Genomic DNA, 23,792 nt, shown 5'->3' with positions numbered 1-23,792 from the left:
GTCAACTCCCGAAGATCCCGAGCTCGATGCCGACCGGCCGGTAGGGGTCGAGCTGCCGCTGCGCCGCCCGGAGCCGCAGCGGTCGCCTGAGGTGGTGGTGCACGCCCGGCTCGGCCCGGTCCTCGCCGCCCTCGCGGATGGTCACCGGGCAGGACCCGGCGAGGGCCGGATACGCGGGCGAGGCCGGGTCGGTGGCCGCGTACACCGGGAGCGGGCCGGGCTCGCCGTCGGCCGGCACGCAGCGGTAGCGGCGCGGGGTGCGTGAGCCGGGGGCGACGTAGCTGAACCGCACGCAGCCGACCTGGCGGTGGGCCACCGCCACCGGCCCGTCGAGGACGCAGCTGCTGGCGTCGAGGCTGCGCACCCGGACCGCGCCCCGCACGGTGCTGCCCTCCAGGCTGGCGTGCACGCCCTCGCCGGCCAGCGCGGTCCCGCCCCCCGTGGTGGCGTCGAGCACGCAGGTGTCCACGGTGGCCGTCGGCACGGTGGCGGCCAGGGTGACCGCGCCGGCCACCACCCGGCGGAGCCGGAGCTGGAGCCGGCTGTTGGGCCGGCCGGCGGCCGACTCGACGCGTACCGCGCCGGTGACCGTGGCATGCGCGACGGTGAGGTGGCCGAGCTGGCCGGGTGCGACGACCACGTCGCCCTCGACGAGCAGCCCGTCGACGACCACGCTGCTGCCCGGCTCGCCGGTGATCCGCAGGCTGCCGCGCAGGTGCGGGCGCAGCCCGTCGGGGGCGTACCGGCCGGGGACGGGCGCGAGCACCTCGCCGTCCGGGCGGCGGCGGGTCGGCCAGCCGGCGGCCACCAGCACCAGCCGGGTGCCGGCGGGCACGGTGACCGCGAGGTCGCCGGGGTAGCCGGCGCTGTCGGCGACCGAGACGACGTACGTGCCACCGCGGGTGGTGCTGCCAGGGGCGGCCCAGGACGCCTCGGCCGCGGCCAGGCCGGCCGCGAGGGTCGGCACGCTGCCGGTGGGAGCGGGCGCGCCGGAGCTCACCTCGGTCTGGCCGGCGGCGGGCGGCGCGTCCGGCCCGTCGGCGGTGACCGGGGCACCCGGGTCGGAGGCGAGCAGCGCCTCGTGGGCGGCCGTGCGGTCGTAGGTGCCGGCGCCGACGTCGGCGAGGCCGCCGTAGGCGTAGCGGACGAAGACCGCGTCGGGGGCGGCCGGGGCGTGGACCCGCAGCCGGCCGGTCACCGGGTCGACCATCACCTGCGGCGCCGCGGCCGGGGCCGGGTCCTCCAGGTGGCAGACCCGGATCCGGTCCGGGGTCAGGTCGGGCTGGTCGACACCGCCGACCCGCAGCCGCACGCCGAGCGGCAGCGCGGCCGCCGGCAGGGCGCCGGCGCGGGCCTGGCCGAGCAGGTCGAGCAGCCGGCGCGGGCGTAGTGGCACGGGCAGGTCCGCCTCGGTGGCGAGCCGCTCGACGGCCTCCTCACGGCGGGGTGGGGCGTACAGGGGCACGGCCCGGCCCAGCGGGTCGAAGGTCCAGTGGTCGCCGGCGGCGCGGGCGGCGGACCAGCCGCCGTTCGGACCGGCCGGGAGGTCGGCCTCGGGGGCGCCCACCTCGTACGCCTGGGTCGGGAACAGGTGCACGGCCACGTGGTCGATGCCGTAGCGGCCGCGGCGGGTGGGGATGCGGCGTACCTCGGCGGTGTGGGTGAGCGGGTCGAGGGCGCCGCGCGGCCCGGGCGGGCTGACCACGGCGGCGGCCTCGATCCGGGCGGCGCCGCGCAGCGAGACGGTTGCCGGCCGGTCGGCGCGGACGTGGTTGACGTGGGTGGCGCCCACCAGCAGCGGGTGGTGCTCCACGGCGCGGGCCGGCCAGCCGGTGACGTCCCGGGCGACCTGCTCCAGCACGGCCACGGTGCCCTTGCGGCGGCGGTAGGCGACGGTGTTGGCGACCAGGGCCCGCCGGCTCACCGTGACCCCGAGGTCGGGTGGCAGCTCGGCGAGACCGACCAGGTCGGCGAGGTACGGCACCAGCCATTCGGCGCAGGTCTCGACGAAGAACCCGTCGTGCAGCCGGTCGAGGTCGGCCTCCAGCAGATCCAGTTCACGGGCCACCGCGGCGAGCAGGGCGGTGAGCGGGCCGGTGCCGCCGTCGGCCTCGGCGTCGCGGGCGAGCAGGTGCACCGGCACGAGGTCGAGCAGTCGGTGCAGCGCGGTGTCGGTCACGACATCACCCCGATCGTCACCTCGGCGAGGGTGAGCACCTGGGCGGGGCGCAGCGTGCCGGCGAACCGGCCGGGCAGCGCGGCCAGCAGGTCGACGGGAGCGCCGCCGGGCGGCGCGGCCAGCCGGGGCAGGGTGCAGGCGCGTACCCCGGGCACGGCCCGGACGGTGACCAGGGTCCGGGAGGCCACCACGCCGGTGGCGAAGCCCAGCGCCGGCGGCGTGTACGCGGCCGCGAGGGCGGCCCGCACCGCGGCCTCCACGTCGGCGCGCGGGTACGCCGGATCGTGCGCGACGTCCACGCGCAGTCCGAACGGGACGGTCTCCCCGGCCAGCACGGCGAGCCGGGTGCCGGGGTCCCGCGCGGCCACCAGGGCGGCGCGCAGCGCAGCGACCAGCTCCGGCCCGGCCGGGGCGGCCCCGCCGCCGGCCGCCGCGCCGAGCGCGGAGACCACGACCACCTGCTCCCGGCCGTCCCACACGTCGTCGGAGCGGGCCAGGGTGACCCCGGCGAAGCCGGCCGCGAAGTCCTCGTGGTCGGCCACCGAGACCGCCCGGTCCAGGGTGCGGATCCGCAGCGGGGCGTGCGCCCGCGCCGCGTCGAGCTGCTCCGGGTCGGCCCAGTCCCGGGCCGGGGCGGGGTTGCCGGCGGCCCGCACCCCGTACGGGCGGCGGGGCAGGATGCTGAGCTGGCCGGCCCGGACCGCGCCGGCGGCGCCGACCCCGACCCGGTAGGTGGCGACGACGTTCTCCACCCCGCCGGGCAGCCGGGCGCCGTGCCGGCCGTCGCCCGTGGTGACCGTGGTCAGGCCCTCGTCGTCGAGGCGCTCGGTGTGCACCCGGTCGCCCGGGCCTGCGGTGTCCAGTGCGGGCACCGGCTCCCAGCGCACCCCGTCGACCCGGACCTCCAGCGTGCTGCGGGCGCCGGCGGGGCTGTCGTCGCGGACGTGGGTGAGCGGGCCGCGCCGGGTACGCGTCCGCTGGAACGCGACCGTGGGGTCGCCGCTGCCGAGCGGCTGGACGACGGTCTCTCCGTGGGTGGCCGCGGCGACGTTGCCGCGCACCCGGAGGCCGCGCGGGTCGTACTGGAGGGTGAGGTCGCGGTCCAGGTCGACGGTCATGCTCCGGCCGTCGGCGGCGACCGCGCAGGCCAGCACCACCGCGGTCTCGGCCAGCGGCGGTGCGGTGGCCGCCGCGACGAGCGGGTCGGCGGGCGGGCCGCCGGGCGGGAACCCGGTGACCACCACCCGTCGGCCGGCGGGCAGCGGCGGGTCGGTGGCGACCAGGGTGAGCCGACGGCCGCCGACCGGCTCCACGAGGGGCCGCTCCGCGGCCGGCAGCGGCCGGGACTCGCCGCGCACCAGGGTGTCCCGGCGGCCGAAGGTGTCCAGGTTCTCGGTGATGTCGACGCGCACCCGCGTGGTCCGGCCGCTGACCCCGAACCGGGAGTCGCCGGCGGGGTCGGTCGCCTCGACGGCGTACAGCTCGCGGTAGTCGGGGCGTTCGAGCAGCAGCCAGGAGCCGGGCACGATCCGGGGATGGTCGCCGTCGACCTCGACCATGTCGGCGGGGGCCGGGTCGCCGGGCGGGAACGGGTTGTCGATGTCGTCCCACTCGCCGTCCGTGATGCCCGGCGGCGGGGGGTCGTTCCCGGCGAGCAGGCCCGCCATCGGGGCGTTCCAGCCGAACAGGTTGGTGCGGGTGGCGAAGGCGTGCACCTGCACGTCCTCCTCGGCGGTCAGCGGCGTCGACCGCCGCCAGCCGATCCGCTCGGCCAGCGCCAGCCGGGTCCAGCCGGCCAGGCCGGGCGGGCCCTCCTCGACGGCCGTGACGACGCGGAAGTCCCAGCGCTCGTCGTCGCGCCGCCGGTCGGCGCCCGAACGGCTGTGCGCGGGGGTCCGCCCGTACCGGCGGCGTTCGGCGCCGACCACCAGCACCCCGTCGCCGGCCCGCACACCGAGCGCGGTGCCGCGCAGCCAGATCGCGTCGGTGGCGAAGTCGATCTCCTGCGGCCCGGCCGCGGCGCCGGGGATCGCGTTCCACGCCGCGTACGCGCGCAGGTCGGCGCCGGTCTCGAAGGTCTGCGGCAGCTCGCCCTGCCCGGGCACCGACTGCACGGGGGTGCCGGCCGGCACGTCCACCTGCGACGGTGCGCCCGGCGCGTCCTCCACGTCGAAGGCGATGTCCACGGCGGCGGCGACGCCGGGGCGCGGCTGGTAGCCGATCATGCCGGCCAGGTGCCGCACCGAGGTCAGCTCGGTGGCCGTGCGCAGGTACGCCTCCTGCGCGATCCGCTCGGTGTAGAAGGAGACCACGTCGGTCATCACGGCGGCGGCGTCGAGCAGCGCCAGCAGCGGATCGTCGGCGTCCTGCCCGGCCACCGCCCGCACGCCGGCCGGCAGGCCCGGTTCGGCGAGCGCGGCCCGCATCCGGGCCAGGGCGTGGCTGTGCGGGGCGACCCGCCAGGCCAGGGCGGGCTGCCCGGGCGGATTGGTCACCTCGGGCGCGGGCGGGCGCAGTGGGTCGCACCCGCATCCGCCACCGCAGCCGCAGCTCACGCGCCACCGCGCAGGTGGAAGGCGACCCGGCCGTACTCCGGGTTGCTCGGGTCGCTGTCGGCGCGCAGCACCTCGCGGGCGGCGGCGTCGATCCGGCCGCGGGCGACCTCACCGGCGGGCGGCCGGCCGAGGCGGCGGAACCGCAGGCCGGTGGCGTCGTCGTCGGCCACCTCGACGTAGCCGACGCCGGGCACGGCCATGACGGCGGCGACGAGGTCGGAGACGTACAGGGACTGGCCGAAGGTGAGCCGGTCGGGATGGAAGAAACCGAGCCGGCCGTCGGGCAGCACGCGGTCGGACAGTTCGGCGCGCAACCGGCGTTCCACGTCGGCGGCGAGGTGGCCGTCGGCCACGCAGATGCCGAGGACGATCTCCAGCGGGACGTGCGCGGGCGGCGCCAGCTCCACGTCGGTGCCGGCCAGCCGGCGTACGTCGAGCAGGGCGGCCACCTCGGCGGCGAGCGCGGGATCGCCGGCCCGGCGGGCCACCGGGTCGAGGGTGACCTCCTGCGCGTACCAGGAGCCGGTCCAGCGGCGCCGGGCCACCGCGCGCTGCACGCCCGGGTTCTCCTCGGCCGCGGCAGCGTGGTCGGCGCTGGTGACGGCCCGCAGCTGGGTGCGGAACGCGTACGGGGCAAGCTCCTTCACCTCTTCGACCGATTCCGGGTCGATGCCGCCGGTGGCGGGCAGCGGATTGCAGACGCGCACCCCGGCCGGCACCGCCCACCCGGCGGTGGGCAGCGGCAGGGTGAGCACGTCCGCGCCGACGTTGCCGGCGGTGCCGCCGCCGACCCGGGGCCAGGCGGTGAGCGTGGCGCCGGGCGCCGGCCGGCGGCCGTTGATGCCGTCGCCGGTGCGCAGCCGCAGCACGCCGGTGGTCTCCGGTTCGGCGACCACGTGGGGGTCCAGCCGCCCGCTGGCCAGCAGATCGGGCACGGCCGTCCAGGTGCGGCTGCCGTCGTCGAGCAGCACGGCGGGCAGCGCGCGGCGCGGGTCGGGGCGCAGCGCGGCGGCGGCGCTGCGCGCGTCCACGACCGCGTCGGTCCAGGCCACCGGGTGCCGCCCGGTGGGCAGCCGCGGCCGGTACGGGCCGTCGGCCGGGGCCTGCGGGGGCAGCAGCCCGCGCGGGGGCAGCGCGGCGGCGTGCTCGGCGAGCGCGACGTTCGCGAGGGCCACGGCGGCCGGGGAGGCGGTGCCGTCGGCGGCCCGGCGGGCCACCGGCAGCGGGACCGCCAGGGCGTCCTCGGCGGCCCAGTGCAGCTCGCGGACCACCGTGCCGGCGGGGGCGAGGGGGTCGGCGCGGGTGACCGGGTCGCGGTCGAGCCGGACGGCCTGCCGGCGGGCCTCGTCGCCCACCACGGTCCCGGTCTCGTCGACGGGTGCGAGGACGAGCACGTCGCCGGACCGTAGCTGGGGGTCGGCGCCGGCCGGGTGCCGAAGCCAGCCACTCGTCGCGCCCGCCGGCAGGCAGGCGTCCGGGTCGCCCCAGGCGTGCAGGTCGAGCTGGTTGCGGGCCGGGCGCAGCGCCACCGGGGCCAGGGTCTCGAAGACGGTGGCCCCGGCGTCCACCGCTACCTCGACCCCGGCGTCGGGCGGCAGCGGATCCTCGGCCCCGGCGACCGGCGTGCGCGGCGGCAGGGTCAGCGGCGCGGCGGTGCGGAACGCCAGCCAGGTCCGGGCCGCGCAGCCGTCGTGCATCCGGTAGTCGAGGAGCCGGGCGTGCCGGCGCACCGAGGGGCGCAGCCGCGCGGTGGCCAGGTGCGCCTCGGCGGCGATGGCGTCCTGCCGGTAGGTGAGCCGGTCCCCCACGTAGGCGAACAGCTCGGCGAGGGTGACCAGCGGGTCGGCCGCGTTGCGGTCGGTCCAGCCGGGCAGCAGCACGGCGAGCCGGTCGAGCAGCCGGGTGCGCAGCCCGGCGTAGTCGCGGGCGAGGTAGTCCAGGGCGGGGGTGGTGGCGGGCACCGGCGGGCAGCCGCCGTCGGGCCGGCAGTCCAGTTCGTCGGGACAGTCGACGGCGAAGGCGAACGGGCAGGTGGCCAGCGGCTCGTCGAAGCCGGCCGGGAAGCCCTCGCCGCCCGGGCCGGTGAGGGCGAGCAGGTAGCTGGACCAGTCCCCGCTGGAGGAGGTGCGCACCACGAGCACCCGGCCCCGCTCGGGCCCCGGCACCGCCCCGGTCACCAGGGCCCGGTCGGCCGCGGTCACCCCGGGCGGCGGCCCGGCCGCCACGACGTTCGCCGGGTACGCCCAGAGCACCCGCACCGGGTTGACCCGCGGGTCGACGCGTACCCCGCCGAGCACGCGGACCCGGCCGGCGTCGAGGTCGGCGGGGACCGGGCCGCGCAGCAGGTGCACGAGGAGGGTGCGCTGGCGGGGCGCGCCGGGCACATGTCCCGGCGTGCCGGGCCGGTTCGACAGCACCTCGACGTGATCGATGCCGTCGAGGGTGCTCTCCCCCTCGACGAGCGCCCGGCGGGCCTCCCGGTCGAGCAGCGGCGCGGTCACGGGGTGCCGCCCACCACGGTGAGGCTGCGCCGCTCGCCGACGGCCGCCCCGGCGACCAGCGGCACGTAGCTGACGGTCACCCGCAGCTGGGCGTCGGCCGCCTCGACCCGCACGTCGTCGATCTGCACGAGGTCGCCGAGCCAGCGTTGCAGGGCGCCGTGCACCAGCGCCCGGGTGGCGTGCGCCATCTCGTCGCCGGCCGGTGCGAAGACCAGCCGGTCGACGCCGCTGCCGAAGTCGGGCCGGTTGACCCGTTCGCCGGGGCGGGTGAACAGCACCGCCTCGACCAGGCCGCGTAGGTAATCCTCGTCGCCGACCAGGGCGGTGCGGCCGCGGCCGCCGACGCGCAGCGGGAAGCCGACGTGCCGGCCGGCGGTCACGTCGCCACCGCCCGGAACTGGCTGGCGGTGACCGCGAGGGGCACCCCGGTGGGCGCGCAGGTGGCCAGGCCGGAGGCCAGCACGAGGGGCTGTCCCATCGAGCGCACCCGGACGCTGCCGACGCTCCACACGCTCGTCACGCACGGACCGCCGGAGACCGGCGGGAACGGGCACGCCGCCACCGTCCACGGCGCGGCGAGCAGCACGGTGGCCTGTCCGCCGACCCGTACCCGGGGGTTGGGCACGGTGGGCATGGCCTGGCCGCCGTGCGCGCAGATCACCACGGCGCCCTGGTGCACGAGGGGCCCGGGCATCACATCACCTCCAGCGCGCCGTCGTTGACCGAGACCCGCACACCGTCGAGGACGACCTTGGTGGCCCCGGTGGACAGTTCGATCCCGCCGGAGCCGAGCACCACCTTGAGCGGGATGAGCACGGCCGGCGGCCCCACCTCGATGGTCAGGCCGCCCACCATGGGCAGGTCGCTGACCGTGACACTCACCGAGTCGGACTGGAACACCCGCTGCTGCGGCAGCCCGGGCGCGGGCGACTCGCCGACCTGCCAGTAGCAGCCCAGCAGGACCGGATAGTCGGGGTTGCCGCCCTCGAACGCCACCCAGGCGGCGGCGCCCACCGGCGGCAGGTTGAACCCGCCGACGCCGTTGCCGGCGTAGGGCACGCAGGGCTCGGCCCAGGCCAACCGGCCGTCGCCGAGCACCTTGGGGACCGAGACCTGCACCCGCCCGCGCAGCATCGGGTCCACGTTCTGCTCGACCTTGCCTCGGTAGACGCCGAAGAACTGCCGGGTCATCGCCGCTCCTCCCGGGTGGTCATGACGGGCTCCGGGGCAGCGCGGGGGTGATCGAGCCGTGCCCGTCCCGGGACAGGGTGAAGCCGACGCGGTAGCCGCCGTAGGCGAGGTCGTGCTCGACCTGGCGGACGTACCAGAGGCCGTCGTGGCTCCAGCCGGCGCCGCGCATGCCGACCAGGCCGCGCGGGCGCAGCACCGCCCCGTAGCGGGCGCCGTCGGCGGTGCCCTCGGCGACCAGCGCGTCGGCGCCGCGGTCCACCTCGCCCTGCGCGCGGGCGAAAGCGGAGACCGCGTCGCTGCTGCCCTCGCGCAGCCGGCGGCGGCGCACGTCCCCGGCGTTGGCGAGGGCGAACGGTACGGCCGCCAGCGGCGGCCGGGTGCTGGCCACCGCGGCGACCGGCAGGGTCACGCCGGTACGCCGGTCGTGCACCGCCCCCGTGACCGTGGCCGGCCGGGTCGCCTCGGTGCGGAAGGAGACCTCCCGCACGTTGCTGTCCGAGCCCAGGTCGACGGCGAGCGCGGGCTGCGGCAGGCCGAGCCGCACCGGCGGTCCCCAGTAGAACGAGCTGAGCCCGGGCACCGGGCCGGGGTCGACGTAGGTGACGTAGCCGTGCCGCCCGGCGAGTTCCGCGAGGTGTTCCAGGTCGGTGCCGTGCTGGGTGGGGATCCGGTCGATGGGCAGCGGCGGGTCGGTGACCGGGGCGGGCAGCGCCTTGGGCAGGATGCCGCGCGCCGCGTACGGGGCGAGGATCTTCAGCACGGTCAGGTAGTCGTCGAGGGCGGGATGCTCGACGTCGCGGTCCTCGCGGTCGAGCAGGTTGCCCACGTCCTCCCCGGTGACCGTGAAGGTGGCCCGCCCGGCGCCGGTGCCCGGGTCGAGCCGGGTCTCGGTGACGATGCCGTCGAAGAGCACCACCGGCACCACGCCGAAGGTGAGCACCAGCACCACCCGGGCGAACGGGACCAGCGGCCCGGTCGGCCCGAACGGGCTGTCCACGGCGGCCAGCGGGCTGGCCCGGCCGGCGTCGAAAACCAGGGAGAAGGCACTGCGCTCGGCGTCGCTCTCGGTGACCCGGGTGGAGCGCCACCGCTGGGCCAGGTCCACCGACAGCGGCAGCGGCACGGTCCGTCCCGCCAGGACGGTGAGCCGCAGCCCGGACCCGAGCAGCACCTCACACCCCCGGCAGCGGAATGACGATCAGCTCGCCCTCGGCGTCCGGGCCGGTCAGCGCCTCCGGGTCGAGCGCCCCGTTGGCGTCGGCGATCCGCCACCACGCCGTGGCGTCACCCAGGTACCGGTGGCTGACCAGGTCGATCCGGTCCCCGGCGGTCACCCGGTGGGTTGCGGCGGCCCGCACGTCGCGCAGCTCCGGCAGGGGCCGCCGCCGCAGGTAGCGCACCTCGCGCAGGCCGCCGGCGCCGTCGGGCACGGTCGTTCCGACGACGGGTACGGAGTCGTAGCGCCCGGTCATGTCACGCTCCGGCCAGGTCGGTGACGGCGTCGACGGCGCCGGAGACCGCGCCCACCACGGCGAGGACCTCCTTGGCGACCAGGTGGGCGAGGTAGAGCCCGTAGCCGACGTCGGTCAGCGACAGGTCGTCGTAGGTGAGCACCTGGGCGGAGACGTCCACGGTGGCGCGGATGGGGCTCAGCGCGGGGTTGAACGCCTGCTCGGTGACGCCGAGCTGGGTGATGCGCACCGGCACCACCCGCGCCGGCCCCCAGACCAGCACCGCCATGGGCAGCTCCACCGGCAGGATCTCGATGGTCCCGGCGGCCAGCAGCACCGAGTTGGCGATCACCCGGACGCTGCCCGGGTGCAGCAGCATCTCCAGCACGGACAGCTGGGGCAGGACACCGACGGTGGCGGCCACCGGGTCGCCGGTCTCCAACTGGTCGGCGGCGTCGACGTCGACCGTCATGGTGATCGTCTCGGTGGGCGCGCCCCAGGCCCGGTGCGCGTCGGCGGCCCGCTGTCCGGACTCCCCGCCGGAGCGGGGCGCGATGGTGCGCTGCACCTGGTCCGGGTTGTACTGGAACACCACCACCCGGGACAGCGGCCCCAGCGGGTCCACCGCGATGATGGCGCCGCGGAGGGTACGCGGGCTGCCCGGGAAGCTGCTCACGCCGCCGAGGGTCCCGCGGAGCCGTCGCCCCGCCGTCACGCCCGCGTCACGCCGAGGACCCTGCCGCTGTTGCGTTTCGCGCCCGATCCCCGATGCATAGATGAACTGCTGTCCGTCGGGAGGAGAGCCTCATGTCGTTCACCCGCTCACTAGCCGGCACCGCGGTCGTCACCGCGCTGGTGGCGGCCACCGCGGCGCCCGCCCAGGCGGCCGTCAACGATCCGTTGTACGACAAGCAGTGGGGTCTGCGGCAGATCCATGCCGAGCAGGCCTGGGCGACCAGCACGGGGGCGGGGGTGGTCATCGCGGTCGTGGACACCGGCGTCGACCTCGGCCACCCGGATCTGGCGGCCAAGCTCGTCCCCGGCGCGACCTTCGTCGGCTGCGGCACGACCTCCTGCGGCAACGGCGACTGGCGCGGCCCCAACGGCCTGCCCGACGCCGGCGACGAGCACGGCACCCACGTGGCCGGCATCGCCGCCGCGGCCACCGGCAACGGTGTGGGCGTCGCCGGCGTCGCCCGCGACGCGAAGATCATGCCGATCAAGGTGCTGGAGGCGGGCAGCGGCAGCTTCGCCGACATCGCCGCCGGCATCCGCTACGCGGCCGACCACGGCGCCAAGGTGGTCAACCTCAGCCTCGGCGCACAGCCCGGCACCCAGGCCCTCACCCTCACCGGCCTGGAGTCCGAGGCGACCGCGGCGATCACGTACGCGCAGGCGAAGGGCGTCGCCGTCATCGCGGCCGCCGGCAACGAGACGGCGCCGCTGTGCGACACCCCGGCCTGGGAGGCCGGCGCCCTCTGCGTCACCGCCACCGACCGGAACGAGGTCAAGGCGTGGTACTCGAACCTCGGGGTGAAGGCCGACCTGAAGGCCGTCGCCGCGCCCGGCGGGGCCGGCCTGGTCAACTGCGACGACGACGTCTGGTCCAGCGTCCCGGTGGGCGCCGGTTCGGCCACCTGCGGGCAGGGTGACTACGACGCCTTCGCCGGCACGTCGATGGCCACGCCGTACGTGTCGGGCGTGGCGGCGCTTCTCGTCGCCCAGGGGCGCAGCGTGGCCAACGTGTACTCGGTGCTGATGTCGACCGCCCGGACCCCGATCGTCGGGCTGCGCGGCGTCTACACGCCGCTGTACGGCTGGGGCGTCGTCGACGCCCAGGCCGCCGTTGCCGCGCCGCGCACCTGAGGCGGCACCTCACGACGTGCGACCCCGGCCCGGGCACCTGTCCGGGCCGGCTCGCGCACCATGAACACGTCCACCGGATCCTCGCTCTCGACCGTGAAACCGTGCCGCTCGTACAGCCGCCGGGCGGGGCTGCCCTGCAGCACGTTCAGCCGGACCACGGTGCCATCGCGATCGCACCGCTCCAGCAGCCCGCGCAGCACGGCCGCACCGATGCCGCCGCCCTGCAGGTGCGGAACCAGGTAGAAGTGCTCCAACCAGTGGGCGTCCTCGGCCGGCCGCAGCGCCACACAGCCGGCGAACACCCCGCCCACCTCGATCATCCACGTGTGCACCGGCGCGAACCCGTCCCGCAGTCGCTGCCGCACCCGCTGCTCGTCGTACCGCCCGAGCCGCTCCAGATCCGCCCGCAGCACCACGGCCCGCAGCTCGGCCACCGCCTCGACGTCCGCCAGCGAGGCCGGACGGATCTCCCAGTCCGCCATGATCGCCAGACTACCGGCGTGGCTGTTCAGCGCCCGAGGACGTCCACCAGTTGCTGCCCCAGGCCGGTGCAGGCCTCCATGTCCAGGCGGTACGTCACGTAGCGGCCCCGGCGCGCCGAGATCAGCAGCCCGGCCGCCTTCAGCACCGCGAGGTGCCTGGACACCTCCGGCGCCGTCACCTGCCAGAAGTCGGCCAGTTCGCCGGTCGTGTGCGGGCCCCGGGCGAGCGTGCGGCAGAAACGTAGCCGCAACGGATGCGCAAGCGCGGTCAGCCGGGCGTCCAGCTCGTCCACCCGCAACACCGGGCGCGGATCCCAGCCCGGTGCCGGATACTGCAGCACGGGCAGCCAGCCGGGCGCGTACACGACGGTCATGTGCGGGGCGCCGTACGCGCTCGGGATGAGCGTCATCCCACCGCCGCGACCGTCTGCGGTCTGGTCCTGCAGCTTGTCGATCGTCAGAACGCCGCGATCGGTGTCGACCCCGATGGCGTGCGAGATCCGGCCGATCGCGCCGATACCCTCGCGGGCCAGGTCGACGCGTCGACGGTCGGCTTCCTCGGCGAGCGCCGGGCGGACGCGTTGCCAGACCGTGCCGAAGAAGGCGGACTCGCAGGCGAGCAGAAAGCGTCGTACCCGTTCACGCTCGGCGGCCGGATCGGCGAGCACCCGCTCGGCCCACGCCGCCTGCCGCGGCCCTCGCGCGCGGGCGGCGGCCAGCGCCCGCTGCCGCACGATCGGGTCACGCAGCGGCGACCACGTTCGCGGCGCCGGTGAGACGGCTCGATGGGCGGCGAGCGCCGCAGCGACCCACCGCTCGTCGTCCAGGCGGTCGACGTCGTCCAGTTCCGCGCGCAGGCTCGGCCGGGGATCGGGCGGGAAGAGGAAGTCGGCCCGGCCGGAGTGCCAGAGCAGATCAAGCTCCTCGAGGTCTGGAGCCAGCTCCGGGGGAAGGGCCGCCGCCATCCTCGCAACCGCCGCGGCGGTGTCCGGGTGATGCTGCGGCGCCGCGAGCACGTGCAGCACCGCGCCGAGCTCCGCGAGCGGCGACGGCGTGATCCGGATCCGATCGGCTGGTACGCCGGCGATGTCGATCGAGGTGACCACGCTACCGATCATGGCAGGGGTCCGCGCCCGGGCAGACCGGTTGACGTCGTTCGTCAATCGACGAGGCATGGATTGACGACGCCGGCCAACCCGGGTCTTTTCGCAGCCGAAGGGCCGGACGATCCGAGCCGTGACGACCACCCGTACGACCCTCCGTGAGCTGGCCCGCATCCCGGGCGGCGGCCGCTACGCGCTCAGCGCCGCGGTCGAGGCAGCGACCTCCGGGATGCTGCGCCCCTTCATCGTGATCTACGCCGTGCAGATCGGGCTCAGCGCGCCGCAGGCCGGAATGACGCTGACCGTCGGCATGCTGGCCGGCCTCGGCGCCGTCCCGCTCGCCGGAGGCTGGATCGACCGCGGGGCGCGGCGGGCCCCCGCCGTCGCCGCGCTACTGGTGCGAGCGGTGGGGTCGCTGCTGCTTGCCCTGCTGCCCGGCGTCGCCGGATTCGCGATCGGTGCGGTGCTCATCGGCGTCGGCACGCAGATCGCACCTCCCACCAGTTCCGCCCTGGTCGCCGCGCTCGCCGGCCCGGCCCAGCGTGCGGCGGCGCTGGCCACGGGCCGCTCGCTGCGCAACGCCGGCCTGGGCGCCGGCGCCCTGCTCGGCACCGTTCTGGTCGCGAGCGGGCCGGAGGTGCTCCGCTGGCTCGCGCTGGCGACGGCGCTCGGGTGCGCGTTCGGCGCGGCGGTGATCGCCCGGGTGCCGCTGCCCCAGCACGATGTGCCGGCGACCGCCCCGGCGGCGCCGACGAGGGAGGCGCGCGGCGCCGGCCTACGCACCGTCACCCTCCTGGCCCTGGCCGGCATCCCGTACGCGTTCCACGCCGACATCCTCGAGATCGCCCTGCCGCTGCTGCTGGTGCAGGGCCTGCACGCGTCCCTGGCGTGGCCCTCGGGCATCTTCGTCGCCAACACCGTCATGGTGATCGCACTGCAGCTGGTCGTGGTGGTGCGCCTCGCGAAGTGGCCGCACCGCACCGTGCTCTTCTGGTCCGGCCTGTTTCTCGCCGTGTCCTACCTCGGCTTCTGGCTCGGCGGGGCGACCGGCGGCGACCGCGGCACGGTGCTCGTCGCGCTGGCCATCGTGCCTTACACGCTGGGTGAAATTCTCTACAGCGGCAGCAGCGTGCCGCTGGTGATCGAGTCGGTACCGCCACACCTGGTGGGGCGCGCGCTCGCCCGCTGGCAGCTCAGCTACGGCCTGGCCCGGGCCGTCGATCCCCTCATCATCACCGGTCTGCAAAGCCTGGGCGCGGCGGCGCTGTGGCTGCCGCTGGCCGCCGCGACCCTGTTGGGCGCGGCGACGGTACGCCTCGGCGCTCGATACTCTCGTCCGCACCGTTCGGGCGGGCAGTCCATGAGTCATGCCGTGGCGGGTGGCGGGTGGCGGAGCCCGGCGGATGGTCCCCTGACCAGGAGCCGGCGGCGGATCGGCTCTCACTCCTCCCGGTAGCCGACGATCGCCCGGCCGGCGGCGACCAGCGCGGCGGCGACGCGCTCGCGGTCGTCGAGGTACGCGGCGGTCATGGCCCCGTCGCGGAGAATCATGATCTGCTCGGCGGCCAGGCCCGGGTCAGGATGCCCCAGCTCGGTCATCAGCTCGGCCATCTGGCCGGTGAACCAGGCGCGGTGCTCGGCCACGGCGTGCCGGACCGGGTGGTCGGGGTCGGCGTACTCGGCGGCGGCGTTCACGTACGGGCAGCCGCGGAAGCCGGGTGACCGGCTCTCGGCGATGAGGGCGTCGACGATGGCACGCAGCACCTCCCGGTGGTCGCCTGGCAGCGCGGCGCGCGCCTCGGCCAGCGCCTCCCGCTCCCGCTGAGATCGGACGGCGAGGTAGGTGGCGATCAGGTCGTCCTTGGTGGGGAAGTGCCGGTAGAAGGTGACCCGGGTGACCTGCGCCTCGGCGATCACCTTCTCCACGCCCACCGCCCGGATGCCCTCCCGGTAGAAGAGCCGGTCGGCGGCGGCCAGGATCCGCTCGCGCGCCGCCGACGGCTTCCCGCCGGCCCCGCGCATCGCGGGCCGTGAGTCGGCTGCGTCACCCATCGACGTTCCCTCCTTGCCGCTCGACCGAAGCCGGAGTACGTTCCAGCCTAGCAGCTAGAACGTTCCTTCTACCTAGCCCGTCACGAGGAGTGCGCAGGCATGAACCCCACCCCCGTCGTCTTCGTCCACGGCCTCTGGCTGCACTCGACCAGCTGGCAGCCCTGGGTCGAGCTGTTCCGCGAGGCGGGCTACGCCCCCATCGCGCCGGAGTGGCCGGGCATCCCGGACACGGTGGCCGAGGCCCGGCCCGTCCCGGAGCGCTACGGCGACCACGGCGTCGCCGACGTCACGGATCACTTCGCGGAGATCATCCGAGGTCTGCCCGCCAAGCCCGTGGTCGTCGGCCACTCGTTCGGCGGCCTGATCGTCCAGCAGCTGCTGGGGCGCGGCCTGGCACGCGCCGCCGTCGCCATCGACCCCGCCCCGGCCAAGGGCGTCCTCGCACTCCCGCTCTCCGCGCTCCGGGTGGCCTCGGTGGCGGTGCGCAACCCGGCCAACCGGCGGCGGGCGGTGGCCCTCACGCCCGCCCAGTTCCGGTACGGCTTCGGCAACGCGCTCACCGAGCGCGAGTCGGCCGAGCTCTACGAGAAGTGGACGATCCCCACCCCGGGTCGCCCACTCTTCGAGGCCGCCCTGGCCAACCTCGTGGGCACCGCGACCAGGGTGGACACCTCGGACCCGGGTCGGGGGCCACTGCTCCTGACCGCCGGCGGCCGGGACCGCACCGTACCGCCGGCCATTGTCGAGGGGACGGCCCGGTTGTACCGGAAGTCCCCGGCGACGACCGAGGTGATCCGGTTCCCCGACCGCGGTCACTCGCTGACCATCGATCACGGCTGGCGGGAGGTCGCGCAGGCCAGCCTCGACTGGCTGCACCGGCACGGCCTCTGACCAGGACCTACGGTGGCTGCGTGCCACGCATCGAGCTCACCACGGACGTCCCGGCAGACCTGGAAACCGTCTTCGACGCCTGCCTCGACGTGGATCTGCACACCGTCTCCATGGGCGCCAGCGCCGAACGGGCGGTCGGCGGCGTGACGACCGGCCGCCTGACGGCCGGGGATGAGGTCACCTGGGAGGCCAGGCACTTCTGCCTTCGCTGGCGGATGACCGTGCGGATCGCTGCCTACCGGCGGCCGCACGGCTTCATCGACGAGCAGGTCAGCGGACCGTTCGGCCGGTGGCGCCACGAGCACAGCTTCGCGCCGAACCCCGCTGATGCCTCGGTGACCCTCATGCGCGACGACATCGAGTTCACCGCGCCGATGGGAGCCGTCGGCGGCCTGGTGGCCATCCTCATCCTGCGGCCGTACCTCCGACGCCTCATCGCGCGCCGGAACGCCTGTCTTGCCGCCACCCTGGCGAAGCTTTCCTCGTCCGGCCCGTGAGGAGGGACGGAGGGACGCCCGGTGACGGCGGGACACGGCACGACGCTCGACGGCGACCGGTGCCGTTCGACCAGCTCATCGCCGGGGAACCGGATGAGTAGGGCGCGACCGGGGAGATTGATGCGTTCGGCTAGGTTCGAGGCATGACGGACGCCGGGTGGCTTCCCCAGGTCAGCGCCTCCGCCTCATTGTTGATCTCGATCGCCGCCCTGGCGTTCACCGGCCTGTCCTACAAGGATCGCCGGAGACAGGACCGTCGCGACCTGTTTCTGAAGCTGCACGAGCGTCTCGTGGAGGCGGACCTGCAGCGCGGGCGGCGGCTGCTCTTCACCCGCGCCCGGACGGTGGAGGCCGTCCAGCGGATGCGGGACGAGGAGCCGGACGACTTCGACCTCATCAACCGAGCGGTCGCCATGTTGGACGTGGCCGGGCTGTACGTCGCCAGGGGGTACGTCGACAAGCAGGACTTCCTGGCCGAATGGGGCGGTGTCTACGCTCGGGCCTGGCTGTCGGCGGACGCTTTCCTCACGGTGCGGCTCGGTGATCTTCGAGGCGGCCGGGAGGGCTGGCCACACTTCCGGGCTCTCGGGGCGGAGGCAGCCGCCGCCCTCGGCACCCCTGATCCCCCGCCGATCCCGGATCGCGTTTCTCCGGGGGCCGACACCGATGGCGCAGCCTGACTGCCCTCTCGGTCGCCCCGGGGTCAGTGGTCGGTGGTGGTCGGGCCGGAGTCGGCCACCCAGGTGGGATGGGCGGCGACGAACGAGTCCACGGTGTCGTCGCGTACGGCGTGCAGCAGTTGCATGCTGGTCGGGCTGAGGATCTCGGCGCTGCCGACGCCCGGCACCGTGCGGCTGTTGAAGGTGCCGCCGTTGGTCTTGATCGTGGTGATCGCCTCGGGGCGGACGCCGCGCATGGCGAACGCCCAGTCGGCGAGCGGGATGCCGCCGTCGTCCACGGTCATGGTCCGGCCGACCGCCGACAGCAGCCCGGGCAGCTTCGTCGGCGAGTCCAGCCCCTTGCTGACCACCTGGGCGAGCACCGCCTTGACGAACTGCTGCTGGTGGCGCTGGCGGCCGTAGTCGAAGTCGTGGTTGGCCAGCAGGTCCCGCTGCCGGACGAAGTCCAGCGCCTGCGCCGGGTCGAGGCAGTGCTGGCCCTTCGTGTAGACGTTCGGGGTGACGCCGGCGATGCGGTGGTTCACCGTGCCGTCCGGGTTGATCACGTACGGCGCGGCGGGCTTGCCGGCGGCGTCGTGCCCGACGTGGATCGAGGTGGTGGTCTCGTCGACGTACATGCAGACCTGGCCGAGCACCTGGACGATCTGCTTGAAGCCCTGGAAATCGATGATCCCGCCGGCGTCGGGGGTGATGCCGGTCAGGTCGCGGACGGTCAGCGCCAGCAGTTCGAAGCCGTGCGAGAGCGCCGCAGGGCCGGTCAGCCCCCGGCTGCCGAACGCGAAGGCGGCATTGATCTTGTTCTGCCCGCCGCGGAACGGCGTCGCCCCGTTGTCGTAGGCCGGGATGGTGACCAGCGAGTCCCGGGGCAGCGAGACCAGGTATGCCTGGCTGTGGTCGGCCGGTACGTGCAGCAGGATGATCGAGTCCGCGCGGGTGAGCTGGCTCGGGTCCTGGTGCGGTCGGGTGTCGACCCCGACGAGCAGGATGTTCTTCGCCCCGGTGATCGTCCGGTGCTGCTCGGCGGGCGCGGCGGCGGCGCCGAGCAGGTTCTGCTGCGTGACCTCGCCGGTGGCCGCGTGCAGCAGCCAGGCACTGCCACCCAGCGCGACCCCGCTCAGGGTCATCAGCGTGGTGCCGACCGCCACGCACCACCGCGCCCAGCGCGGCCAGGGCCGCCGCGCGGGCCGGCGCGGCGGGACCGGACCGGCCGGTCCGGCGGTGATGGGGTACGTCACCGTGTGATCTCCCAGGTCAGAGGGGTGAGGGCCGGTCCGAGGCTATGCCGGGCCGAGCCCACCGGCCAGGCCGTGCGGCTGTGAACTGGCTGGGAGCGGGCGCCGGCCGGGCTGTCGGGGCGGTGGGCCAGAATGGCCGCATGGCGCAGCGGATGAGCGACGACCAGTGGCGGTCCTTCGTGACCGCCGGCACCCGGACGGGGAAGCTGGCCACGGTGCGGGCCGACGGCTCCCCGCACGTGGTCCCGGTCTGGTTCGTGCTCGACGGCGACGACCTGATCTTCAACACGGGCAGCAGCAGCGTGAAGGGACGCAACCTGGCCCGCGACCCCCGGGCCGGGCTGAGCGTCGACGAGGAGCAGCCGCCCTACGCCTTCGTCACCGTGCGGGGCTCCGTGACGATCATCGACGACCCGGTCGAGTCGCTGCCGTGGTCCACCCGGATCGCGGCCCGCTACATGGGCGCCGACCGCGCCGAGGAGTACGGCCGGCGCAACGCCGTGCCCGGCGAGCTGCTGGTCCGGCTGCGGGCGGAGCAGGTGGTGGCGTTCGCCGGCATCGCCGACTGACCCGCCCGCACCGCCCGCGCCCGCCGGTCAGCCGTCGAGGCGTTCGATGATCGTGGCGTTGGCGGTGCCGCCGGCCTCGCACATGGTCTGGAGGCCGTAGCGGCCGCCGGTGCGTTCGAGCACGTGCAGCAGGGTGGTGGCGAGCCGGGCGCCGCTGGCCCCGAGCGGGTGGCCGATGGCGATGGCGCCGCCGTCGACGTTCACCTTGGCCGGGTCCGCGCCGGTCTCGTCCAACCAGGCCAGCACGACCGAGGAGAACGCCTCGTTGACCTCGAACGCGTCGATGTCGCCGATGGTGAGACCCGCCCGGGCGAGCACCCGGGCGGTGGCGGGGATGATGCCGGTGAGCATCATGATCGGGTCGTCGCCGACCACGGTGGCGGTGTGGATCCGCGCCCGGGGCCGCCAGCCGCGGCGGCGCGCGGTCTCCCCGGTGGTGAGCAGCAGCGCCGCCGCGCCGTCGTTGAGCGGGCTGGAGTTGCCCGCGGTGACCTTCCAGTCCAGCTCACCGAAGCGGGCGGTCCAGTGCTCGGCCGCGAAGGCCGGCGGCAGCTCGGCGAGGCGGGCCACTGTGGTGTCGGGCCGGATGGTCTCGTCCGTGGCGAGGTCGACGCCCGGCAGCGGGGCGACCTGGCCGGCAAACCGCCCCTGGCGCCACGCCTCGGCGGCCCGCTGGTGGCTGGTGGCGGCAAACTCGTCGAGCCGGGTGCGGGACAGGCCCCACTTGCGGGCGATCAGCTCGGCGGCGACGCCCTGCGGGATCAGCCCGCCGGCGTAGCGCGCGGCGACGGCGGGCCCGGCGAAGTCGGTGCGGACGCCGTCGACCACGGCGGCGCTGCCGATCGGCACCCGGCTCATCGACTCGACGCCCGAGGCCACCACGATGTCGTACGCCCCGGCGACCAGGCCCTGGGCGGCGAAGCTGAGCGCCTGCTGGCTGCTGCCGCACTGCCGGTCCACGGTCACCCCGGGCACCGACTCGGGGAAGCCGGCCGCGAGGGCGGCGAGCCGGGTCGTGTTGGTGCTCTGCTCGCCGACCTGGGCGACGGTCCCGCCGACCACGTCGTCGATCTCCACCGGGTCGAGCCCGGGCACCCGGGCGACCAGGCTGCGCAACGCGTGCGCGTGCAGGTCCACGGGGTGGACGTCGAGGTACGCCCCGCCCCGCTTCGCCCGACCCACCGGGGTCCGTACCGCCTCGACGATGACCGCGTCGCGCATCGCTACCTCCTGGACCATTGCCGGACCGATCGGTCCGGGACCGAGTGGTCCGATACTGCGACACCGCCCACCGCCCGGTCAATCGTCGGCGGACCGATCGGTCCGTTATCCTTGCCACAGACCGGCGAAGGAGGAGCGATGGCCCGCACCGCGGCACCGGGGAGCCGGGAACGGATCCTGCGCTCGGCCGGCGAGCTGTTCTACCGGCACGGCGTCCGGGCCGTCGGGATGAACCAGGTCATCGACGCCGCCGGCTGCGGCAAGAACCTGCTCTACACCCACTTCCCGAGCAAGGACGACCTGGTCACGGCGTACCTGCGGGGGTGCCGGCGGGAACGCGAGCGGGCCGGCGCCGCGGCGGCCGAGGGGCTGCCCGACGACCCGGCAACGCGGCTGCGGGCGCTGGTCGCGGAAATCGCCGCGACCGCCACCGCCCCGGACTTCCGCGGCTGCGCGTTCCGCCTCTACCTCGCCGAGTTCCCCGGCGACGCGGGCGAGCCCGGCCGGGTGGCCCGGGACTACCTGCGCGACACGCGGGCGGAGATCGACGCCCTCGTTGCCCGGCTGGGCGTGACCGATCCGGGCCGACTCGCCGACCGGATCTGGCTGATCGTGGAGGGCCTCTACGGCAGCGCCGGGCGGCCGGACGCCGCCGCCGCGGCGGAGACCGCGACCGGGCTGGTGGACGACCTGCTGGCCGCCGAGCGCTGACCGCTACCCGGCCAGCCAGGCGCGCAGTTCGGCGCCGTGCTCGTCCAGCCGCGGGGGCGGCAGGTCGTAGCGGGGCGGGGTGGCCGACAGGCCGATGGGGTGACGCACGCCCGGCACGCCGTCGACCGTCACCACCGGGCCGAGCCCGAGCCCGTCGGCCAGGGCCACCCCGTCGGCGACCGTGTTGATGGGGCTGCACGGCACACCGGCCGCGCGCAGCTCGCGGAACCACTCGGCGCTGGTACGCCGGGCCAGGGCGGCCACCAGCAGGGGCCGCAGGGCGTCGCGGTGCGCGGTGCGGTCCTGGTTGCGCCGGAACCGCGGGTCGTCGGGCAGCCCGGGCAGGCCGAGCACCCGGCACAGGGTGCGGAACTGGCCGTCGTTGGCGGCGATCACCACCAGCTCGCCGTCGGCGGTGGGCAGCGGCTCATACGGCACGATGCTCGGGTGGGCGTTGCCCATCCGGTGCGGCAGCGCTCCCCCGGCGACGTGCGCGCCGGCGTGGTTGACCAGCCCGGACAGGGCCGAGGAGAGCAGGTCCACCTCGACGTGCTGCCCGACGCCGGTAGCCGCCCGGTGGTGCAGCGCGGCCAGGATGCCGACCGCCGCGTGCAGCCCGGCGATCACGTCGAAGACCGCCACCCCGGCCTTGTACGGCGGGCCGTCCGCCGCCCCGGTCAGGCTCATCAGCCCGGACGCCGCCTGCACCATGAGGTCGTACCCGGGCAGGTCCGCGCCGCCGGCCGCGCCGAAACCGCTGATCGAGGCGTACACGAGCCGGGGGTTGGCGGCGGTGACGGTGTCGTGGTCGAGGCCGAAGCGGCGCAGGGCGCCGGGCCGGAAGTTCTGGATCATGACGTCGGCCCGGGCGGCGAGGCGGCGGGCCAGCACCACGTCGTCGGGATCGGCCAGGTCGAGCACCAGCGACCGCTTGTTGCGGTTGACGGCGAGGTAGTAGGTCGACACACCGTCGCGGACCGGCGGCTGCCAGGTGCGGGTGTCGTCGCCGCCCGGCGCCTCCACCTTGACCACGTCGGCGCCCAGGTCGGCGAGGAGCATGGTCGCGTACGGCCCGGCCAGGATCCGCGAGAAGTCCGCGACGAGGACACCGCGCAGCGGCCCGGACGAGCCCTCCCCCATGGCCGCCCCGTCGCCCGCCGGGCGCGCGCTCCGGATCTCCATGCCCGACATCGTGGCACGCACACAGTGGAACCCGGCAGGGCGCCGACCACCCGCGTCGACCTCGCCACGAGTGGAACGCCATGGAGGTGTCCGCGCACCAGTGACCTCTATGGCGTTCCACGACCGCGCCGCCAGGATGTCCGTTACGTGACGGGAGACAACCCTTGGCCACCGCGCGAAGCCTCGACCTGCCCGCGTTGATCAAGAGGTTCGCGTCGGCAATCGGCTCGAACGCGACGCCAACCTCTTGATCAACGCGGTGACCCCGTTCAGCGGCCGGCCGCCCGGCCTCGCCGGAATCGCCCCGCCCGCCGGGATCCCCCGCCCACTGCGCCCGGGAGATCTTGGAGACTTGTCGTTCGCAGTGAACGGTAACTGTCCAAGATCCGCAGCGCGGTCGTGCGTGCTCTGGGGTGCGTGTCCGGTTTGCGTCGGCGCGTTCGGGCGTGGTGTCCGGTTTCGGCTGGTCTCGACGGGTGGTCGGCGGCACCGTCGGGCGGAATCATGGCGGGGGCGGGGTCGTTGTACATGGCAGACCGCGCAGCACCCCGCCCCCAGGCGGGAGGCAGCCGGCGGTGGGAATGACCGGCCCCCGCCGGTCGTTACACCACCCGGGCCGCGCACCACCGGCCCGCCGCACCGGGTCGCCCGCAGGGAATCACCCCGCAGCCCCGATCGTTACATCCCCCGGACCGCGCACCACCGGTCCGCGCCGGTAGAGCCAGGAATTCAGCCCGGGCCGCCGGTCGTTACATCCCCGGGACATCGGATCAGGTGGGTGGGAATCGCTTCCCCGCCGCCGACGGTTACATCCCCGGGACCGCCCGAGCAGGTCACCCCCGATCGTCGGGCACCCCTCAAACTTTCCCCCTCTTGCGGCACCCGCGCACCCCCCGCGCGCGTGTGCTGTGCACCCCCGACAGAAAGGCGTGACTCATCATGCGTACCAACACCATGCTGCGGAACACCGTTCTGACCGCCGCCGGCTTCGCCGCCACCACCATCGGCATCGCCGCCCCCGCCATCGCCGCCCAGGCCACCCCCGCCGAGAAGACCGCCCAGGTCAGCACCGACCGTAAGGGCCACGGCGAGCGGGAACTCGACGTCCGCTACGAGGCGCAGCCCAACTTCTACTACTGCGGTCCCGCCGCCACCCGCAACGCCCTGAGCGTGCTGGGTAAGAACATCGACGTGGACGCCATGGCCAAGGAGATGGGCACCACCGAGGCCGGCACCAACAGCATCAACGACATCACCCCCGTCCTGAACAAGGAGACCGGCAAGCACTACCGGTCCGTCGAAATCCGCGACGGCAAGGCCGACGACAAGCAGACCGACACCCTGCGCGCTGACATCGTGCGCACCGTCGACGACGGCCGCGCCGTGGTCGCCAACATCGCCGGCACCACCACCGACACCGACGGCA

23 protein-coding genes are annotated in these 23,792 nt (G+C 75.4%); 8 read left to right on the top strand and 15 right to left on the bottom strand.

The features are described 5' to 3' along the window. Position 1: 1 nt before the first annotated feature. Genes GA0070214_RS09515 through GA0070214_RS09475 form a run of 9 tightly spaced genes read right to left on the bottom strand, consistent with a single transcriptional unit; the run spans position 2 to position 10,553 of the window. Positions 2 to 2,179, bottom strand: a complete 2,178-nt coding sequence (locus tag GA0070214_RS09515) for a phage tail protein (RefSeq protein ID WP_091261555.1) — start codon at positions 2,177 to 2,179, stop codon at positions 2 to 4. Next, complete coding sequence (locus GA0070214_RS09510) at positions 2,176 to 4,674, bottom strand: baseplate J/gp47 family protein (protein ID WP_091261553.1); 2,499 nt, start codon at positions 4,672 to 4,674, stop codon at positions 2,176 to 2,178. Before GA0070214_RS09510 ends, GA0070214_RS09515 begins: the two co-directional genes overlap by 4 nt. A 56-nt stretch (positions 4,675 to 4,730) precedes the next feature. Next, positions 4,731 to 7,235, bottom strand: coding sequence for a putative baseplate assembly protein (locus GA0070214_RS09505; RefSeq protein WP_091261551.1), 2,505 nt, complete (start codon positions 7,233 to 7,235; stop codon positions 4,731 to 4,733). Next, positions 7,232 to 7,615, bottom strand: a complete 384-nt coding sequence (locus tag GA0070214_RS09500) for a GPW/gp25 family protein (protein ID WP_091261549.1) — start codon at positions 7,613 to 7,615, stop codon at positions 7,232 to 7,234. Before GA0070214_RS09500 ends, GA0070214_RS09505 begins: the two co-directional genes overlap by 4 nt. After that, positions 7,612 to 7,929 carry a hypothetical protein gene (locus GA0070214_RS09495; RefSeq protein ID WP_091261547.1) on the bottom strand — a complete coding sequence of 106 codons (318 nt, stop codon included), beginning with the start codon at positions 7,927 to 7,929 and terminating at the stop codon, positions 7,612 to 7,614. Before GA0070214_RS09495 ends, GA0070214_RS09500 begins: the two co-directional genes overlap by 4 nt. After that, entirely contained in the window at positions 7,929 to 8,426 is a 498-nt protein-coding gene (locus tag GA0070214_RS09490) for a phage baseplate assembly protein V (RefSeq protein WP_091261546.1), read from the bottom strand. Before GA0070214_RS09490 ends, GA0070214_RS09495 begins: the two co-directional genes overlap by 1 nt. Positions 8,427 to 8,445: 19 nt before the next feature. Continuing rightward, entirely contained in the window at positions 8,446 to 9,597 is a 1,152-nt protein-coding gene (locus GA0070214_RS09485; protein ID WP_091261544.1) for a hypothetical protein, read from the bottom strand. A 1-nt stretch (position 9,598) separates the two neighbouring features. Further along, on the bottom strand, positions 9,599 to 9,898 hold the full coding sequence (locus tag GA0070214_RS09480) for a LysM peptidoglycan-binding domain-containing protein (RefSeq protein WP_091261542.1): 300 nt from the start codon (positions 9,896 to 9,898) through the stop codon (positions 9,599 to 9,601). A gap of 1 nt (position 9,899) precedes the next feature. Next, a complete protein-coding gene (locus GA0070214_RS09475; protein WP_091261540.1) occupies positions 9,900 to 10,553 on the bottom strand; it encodes a hypothetical protein in 654 nt (217 codons plus the stop codon). Between the two features lie 131 nt (positions 10,554 to 10,684). Between GA0070214_RS09475 and GA0070214_RS09470 the strand changes: the two genes are divergently transcribed. Further along, the gene (locus tag GA0070214_RS09470) at positions 10,685 to 11,743 is read left to right on the top strand and encodes a S8 family serine peptidase (RefSeq protein ID WP_091261538.1); all 1,059 of its coding nucleotides are present in this window, start codon (positions 10,685 to 10,687) and stop codon (positions 11,741 to 11,743) included. Here GA0070214_RS09470 and GA0070214_RS09465 read toward each other — a convergent pair. Further along, positions 11,677 to 12,225 (bottom strand): GNAT family N-acetyltransferase, encoded by a 549-nt coding sequence (locus tag GA0070214_RS09465; RefSeq protein ID WP_091261536.1) that lies wholly within the window; start codon positions 12,223 to 12,225, stop codon positions 11,677 to 11,679. The two genes, GA0070214_RS09470 and GA0070214_RS09465, sit on opposite strands and share 67 nt — an antisense overlap. Positions 12,226 to 12,251: 26 nt before the next feature. Continuing rightward, positions 12,252 to 13,331 (bottom strand): DUF5937 family protein, encoded by a 1,080-nt coding sequence (locus GA0070214_RS09460; protein ID WP_091262044.1) that lies wholly within the window; start codon positions 13,329 to 13,331, stop codon positions 12,252 to 12,254. Positions 13,332 to 13,461: 130 nt separating this feature from the next. Between GA0070214_RS09460 and GA0070214_RS09455 the strand changes: the two genes are divergently transcribed. Continuing rightward, positions 13,462 to 14,784: an MFS transporter gene (locus tag GA0070214_RS09455; protein WP_091261535.1), complete on the top strand. Its 1,323-nt coding sequence runs from the start codon at positions 13,462 to 13,464 to the stop codon at positions 14,782 to 14,784. Here GA0070214_RS09455 and GA0070214_RS09450 read toward each other — a convergent pair. Next, entirely contained in the window at positions 14,769 to 15,380 is a 612-nt protein-coding gene (locus GA0070214_RS09450) for a TetR/AcrR family transcriptional regulator (protein WP_208602702.1), read from the bottom strand. The genes GA0070214_RS09455 and GA0070214_RS09450 overlap by 16 nt on opposite strands. Positions 15,381 to 15,479: 99 nt before the next feature. Between GA0070214_RS09450 and GA0070214_RS09445 the strand changes: the two genes are divergently transcribed. The 3 genes from GA0070214_RS09445 (at position 15,480) to GA0070214_RS09435 (ending at position 17,448) form a co-directional block, all read left to right on the top strand. After that, a complete protein-coding gene (locus tag GA0070214_RS09445; protein WP_091261534.1) occupies positions 15,480 to 16,271 on the top strand; it encodes an alpha/beta hydrolase in 792 nt (263 codons plus the stop codon). A 20-nt stretch (positions 16,272 to 16,291) separates the two neighbouring features. Then, entirely contained in the window at positions 16,292 to 16,768 is a 477-nt protein-coding gene (locus GA0070214_RS09440; protein WP_091261532.1) for an SRPBCC family protein, read from the top strand. Between the two features lie 143 nt (positions 16,769 to 16,911). Continuing rightward, complete coding sequence (locus tag GA0070214_RS09435; RefSeq protein WP_091261530.1) at positions 16,912 to 17,448, top strand: hypothetical protein; 537 nt, start codon at positions 16,912 to 16,914, stop codon at positions 17,446 to 17,448. A gap of 23 nt (positions 17,449 to 17,471) precedes the next feature. Here the strand turns inward: GA0070214_RS09435 and GA0070214_RS09430 are convergent, their stop codons facing one another. Beyond that, on the bottom strand, positions 17,472 to 18,683 hold the full coding sequence (locus tag GA0070214_RS09430; protein ID WP_244167627.1) for an LCP family protein: 1,212 nt from the start codon (positions 18,681 to 18,683) through the stop codon (positions 17,472 to 17,474). A 140-nt stretch (positions 18,684 to 18,823) separates the two neighbouring features. On the opposite strand from GA0070214_RS09430, the gene GA0070214_RS09425 reads away from it, so the two are divergent. Further along, complete coding sequence (locus GA0070214_RS09425; RefSeq protein WP_244167626.1) at positions 18,824 to 19,252, top strand: PPOX class F420-dependent oxidoreductase; 429 nt, start codon at positions 18,824 to 18,826, stop codon at positions 19,250 to 19,252. Between the two features lie 27 nt (positions 19,253 to 19,279). On the opposite strand, the gene GA0070214_RS09420 is transcribed toward GA0070214_RS09425, so the two are convergent. Beyond that, on the bottom strand, positions 19,280 to 20,473 hold the full coding sequence (locus tag GA0070214_RS09420; RefSeq protein WP_091261528.1) for a thiolase family protein: 1,194 nt from the start codon (positions 20,471 to 20,473) through the stop codon (positions 19,280 to 19,282). Between the two features lie 138 nt (positions 20,474 to 20,611). On the opposite strand from GA0070214_RS09420, the gene GA0070214_RS09415 reads away from it, so the two are divergent. Further along, a complete protein-coding gene (locus tag GA0070214_RS09415; protein ID WP_091261526.1) occupies positions 20,612 to 21,184 on the top strand; it encodes a TetR/AcrR family transcriptional regulator in 573 nt (190 codons plus the stop codon). Between the two features lie 3 nt (positions 21,185 to 21,187). Here the strand turns inward: GA0070214_RS09415 and GA0070214_RS09410 are convergent, their stop codons facing one another. Next, a complete protein-coding gene (locus GA0070214_RS09410) occupies positions 21,188 to 22,366 on the bottom strand; it encodes a CaiB/BaiF CoA transferase family protein (RefSeq protein WP_244167625.1) in 1,179 nt (392 codons plus the stop codon). 939 nt (positions 22,367 to 23,305) lie between these two features. On the opposite strand from GA0070214_RS09410, the gene GA0070214_RS09405 reads away from it, so the two are divergent. Next, on the top strand, positions 23,306 to 23,792 hold a 487-nt coding region (locus GA0070214_RS09405; protein WP_091261524.1), incomplete at its 3' end, for a C39 family peptidase.

It is taken from the genome of Micromonospora chaiyaphumensis, assembly GCF_900091435.1.
In the GTDB taxonomy this organism is placed as follows: Bacteria; Actinomycetota; Actinomycetes; order Mycobacteriales; family Micromonosporaceae; genus Micromonospora; species Micromonospora chaiyaphumensis.
Note: the sequence above shows the minus strand (reverse complement) of the source record. Positions and strands in the feature narration are given on the sequence as shown.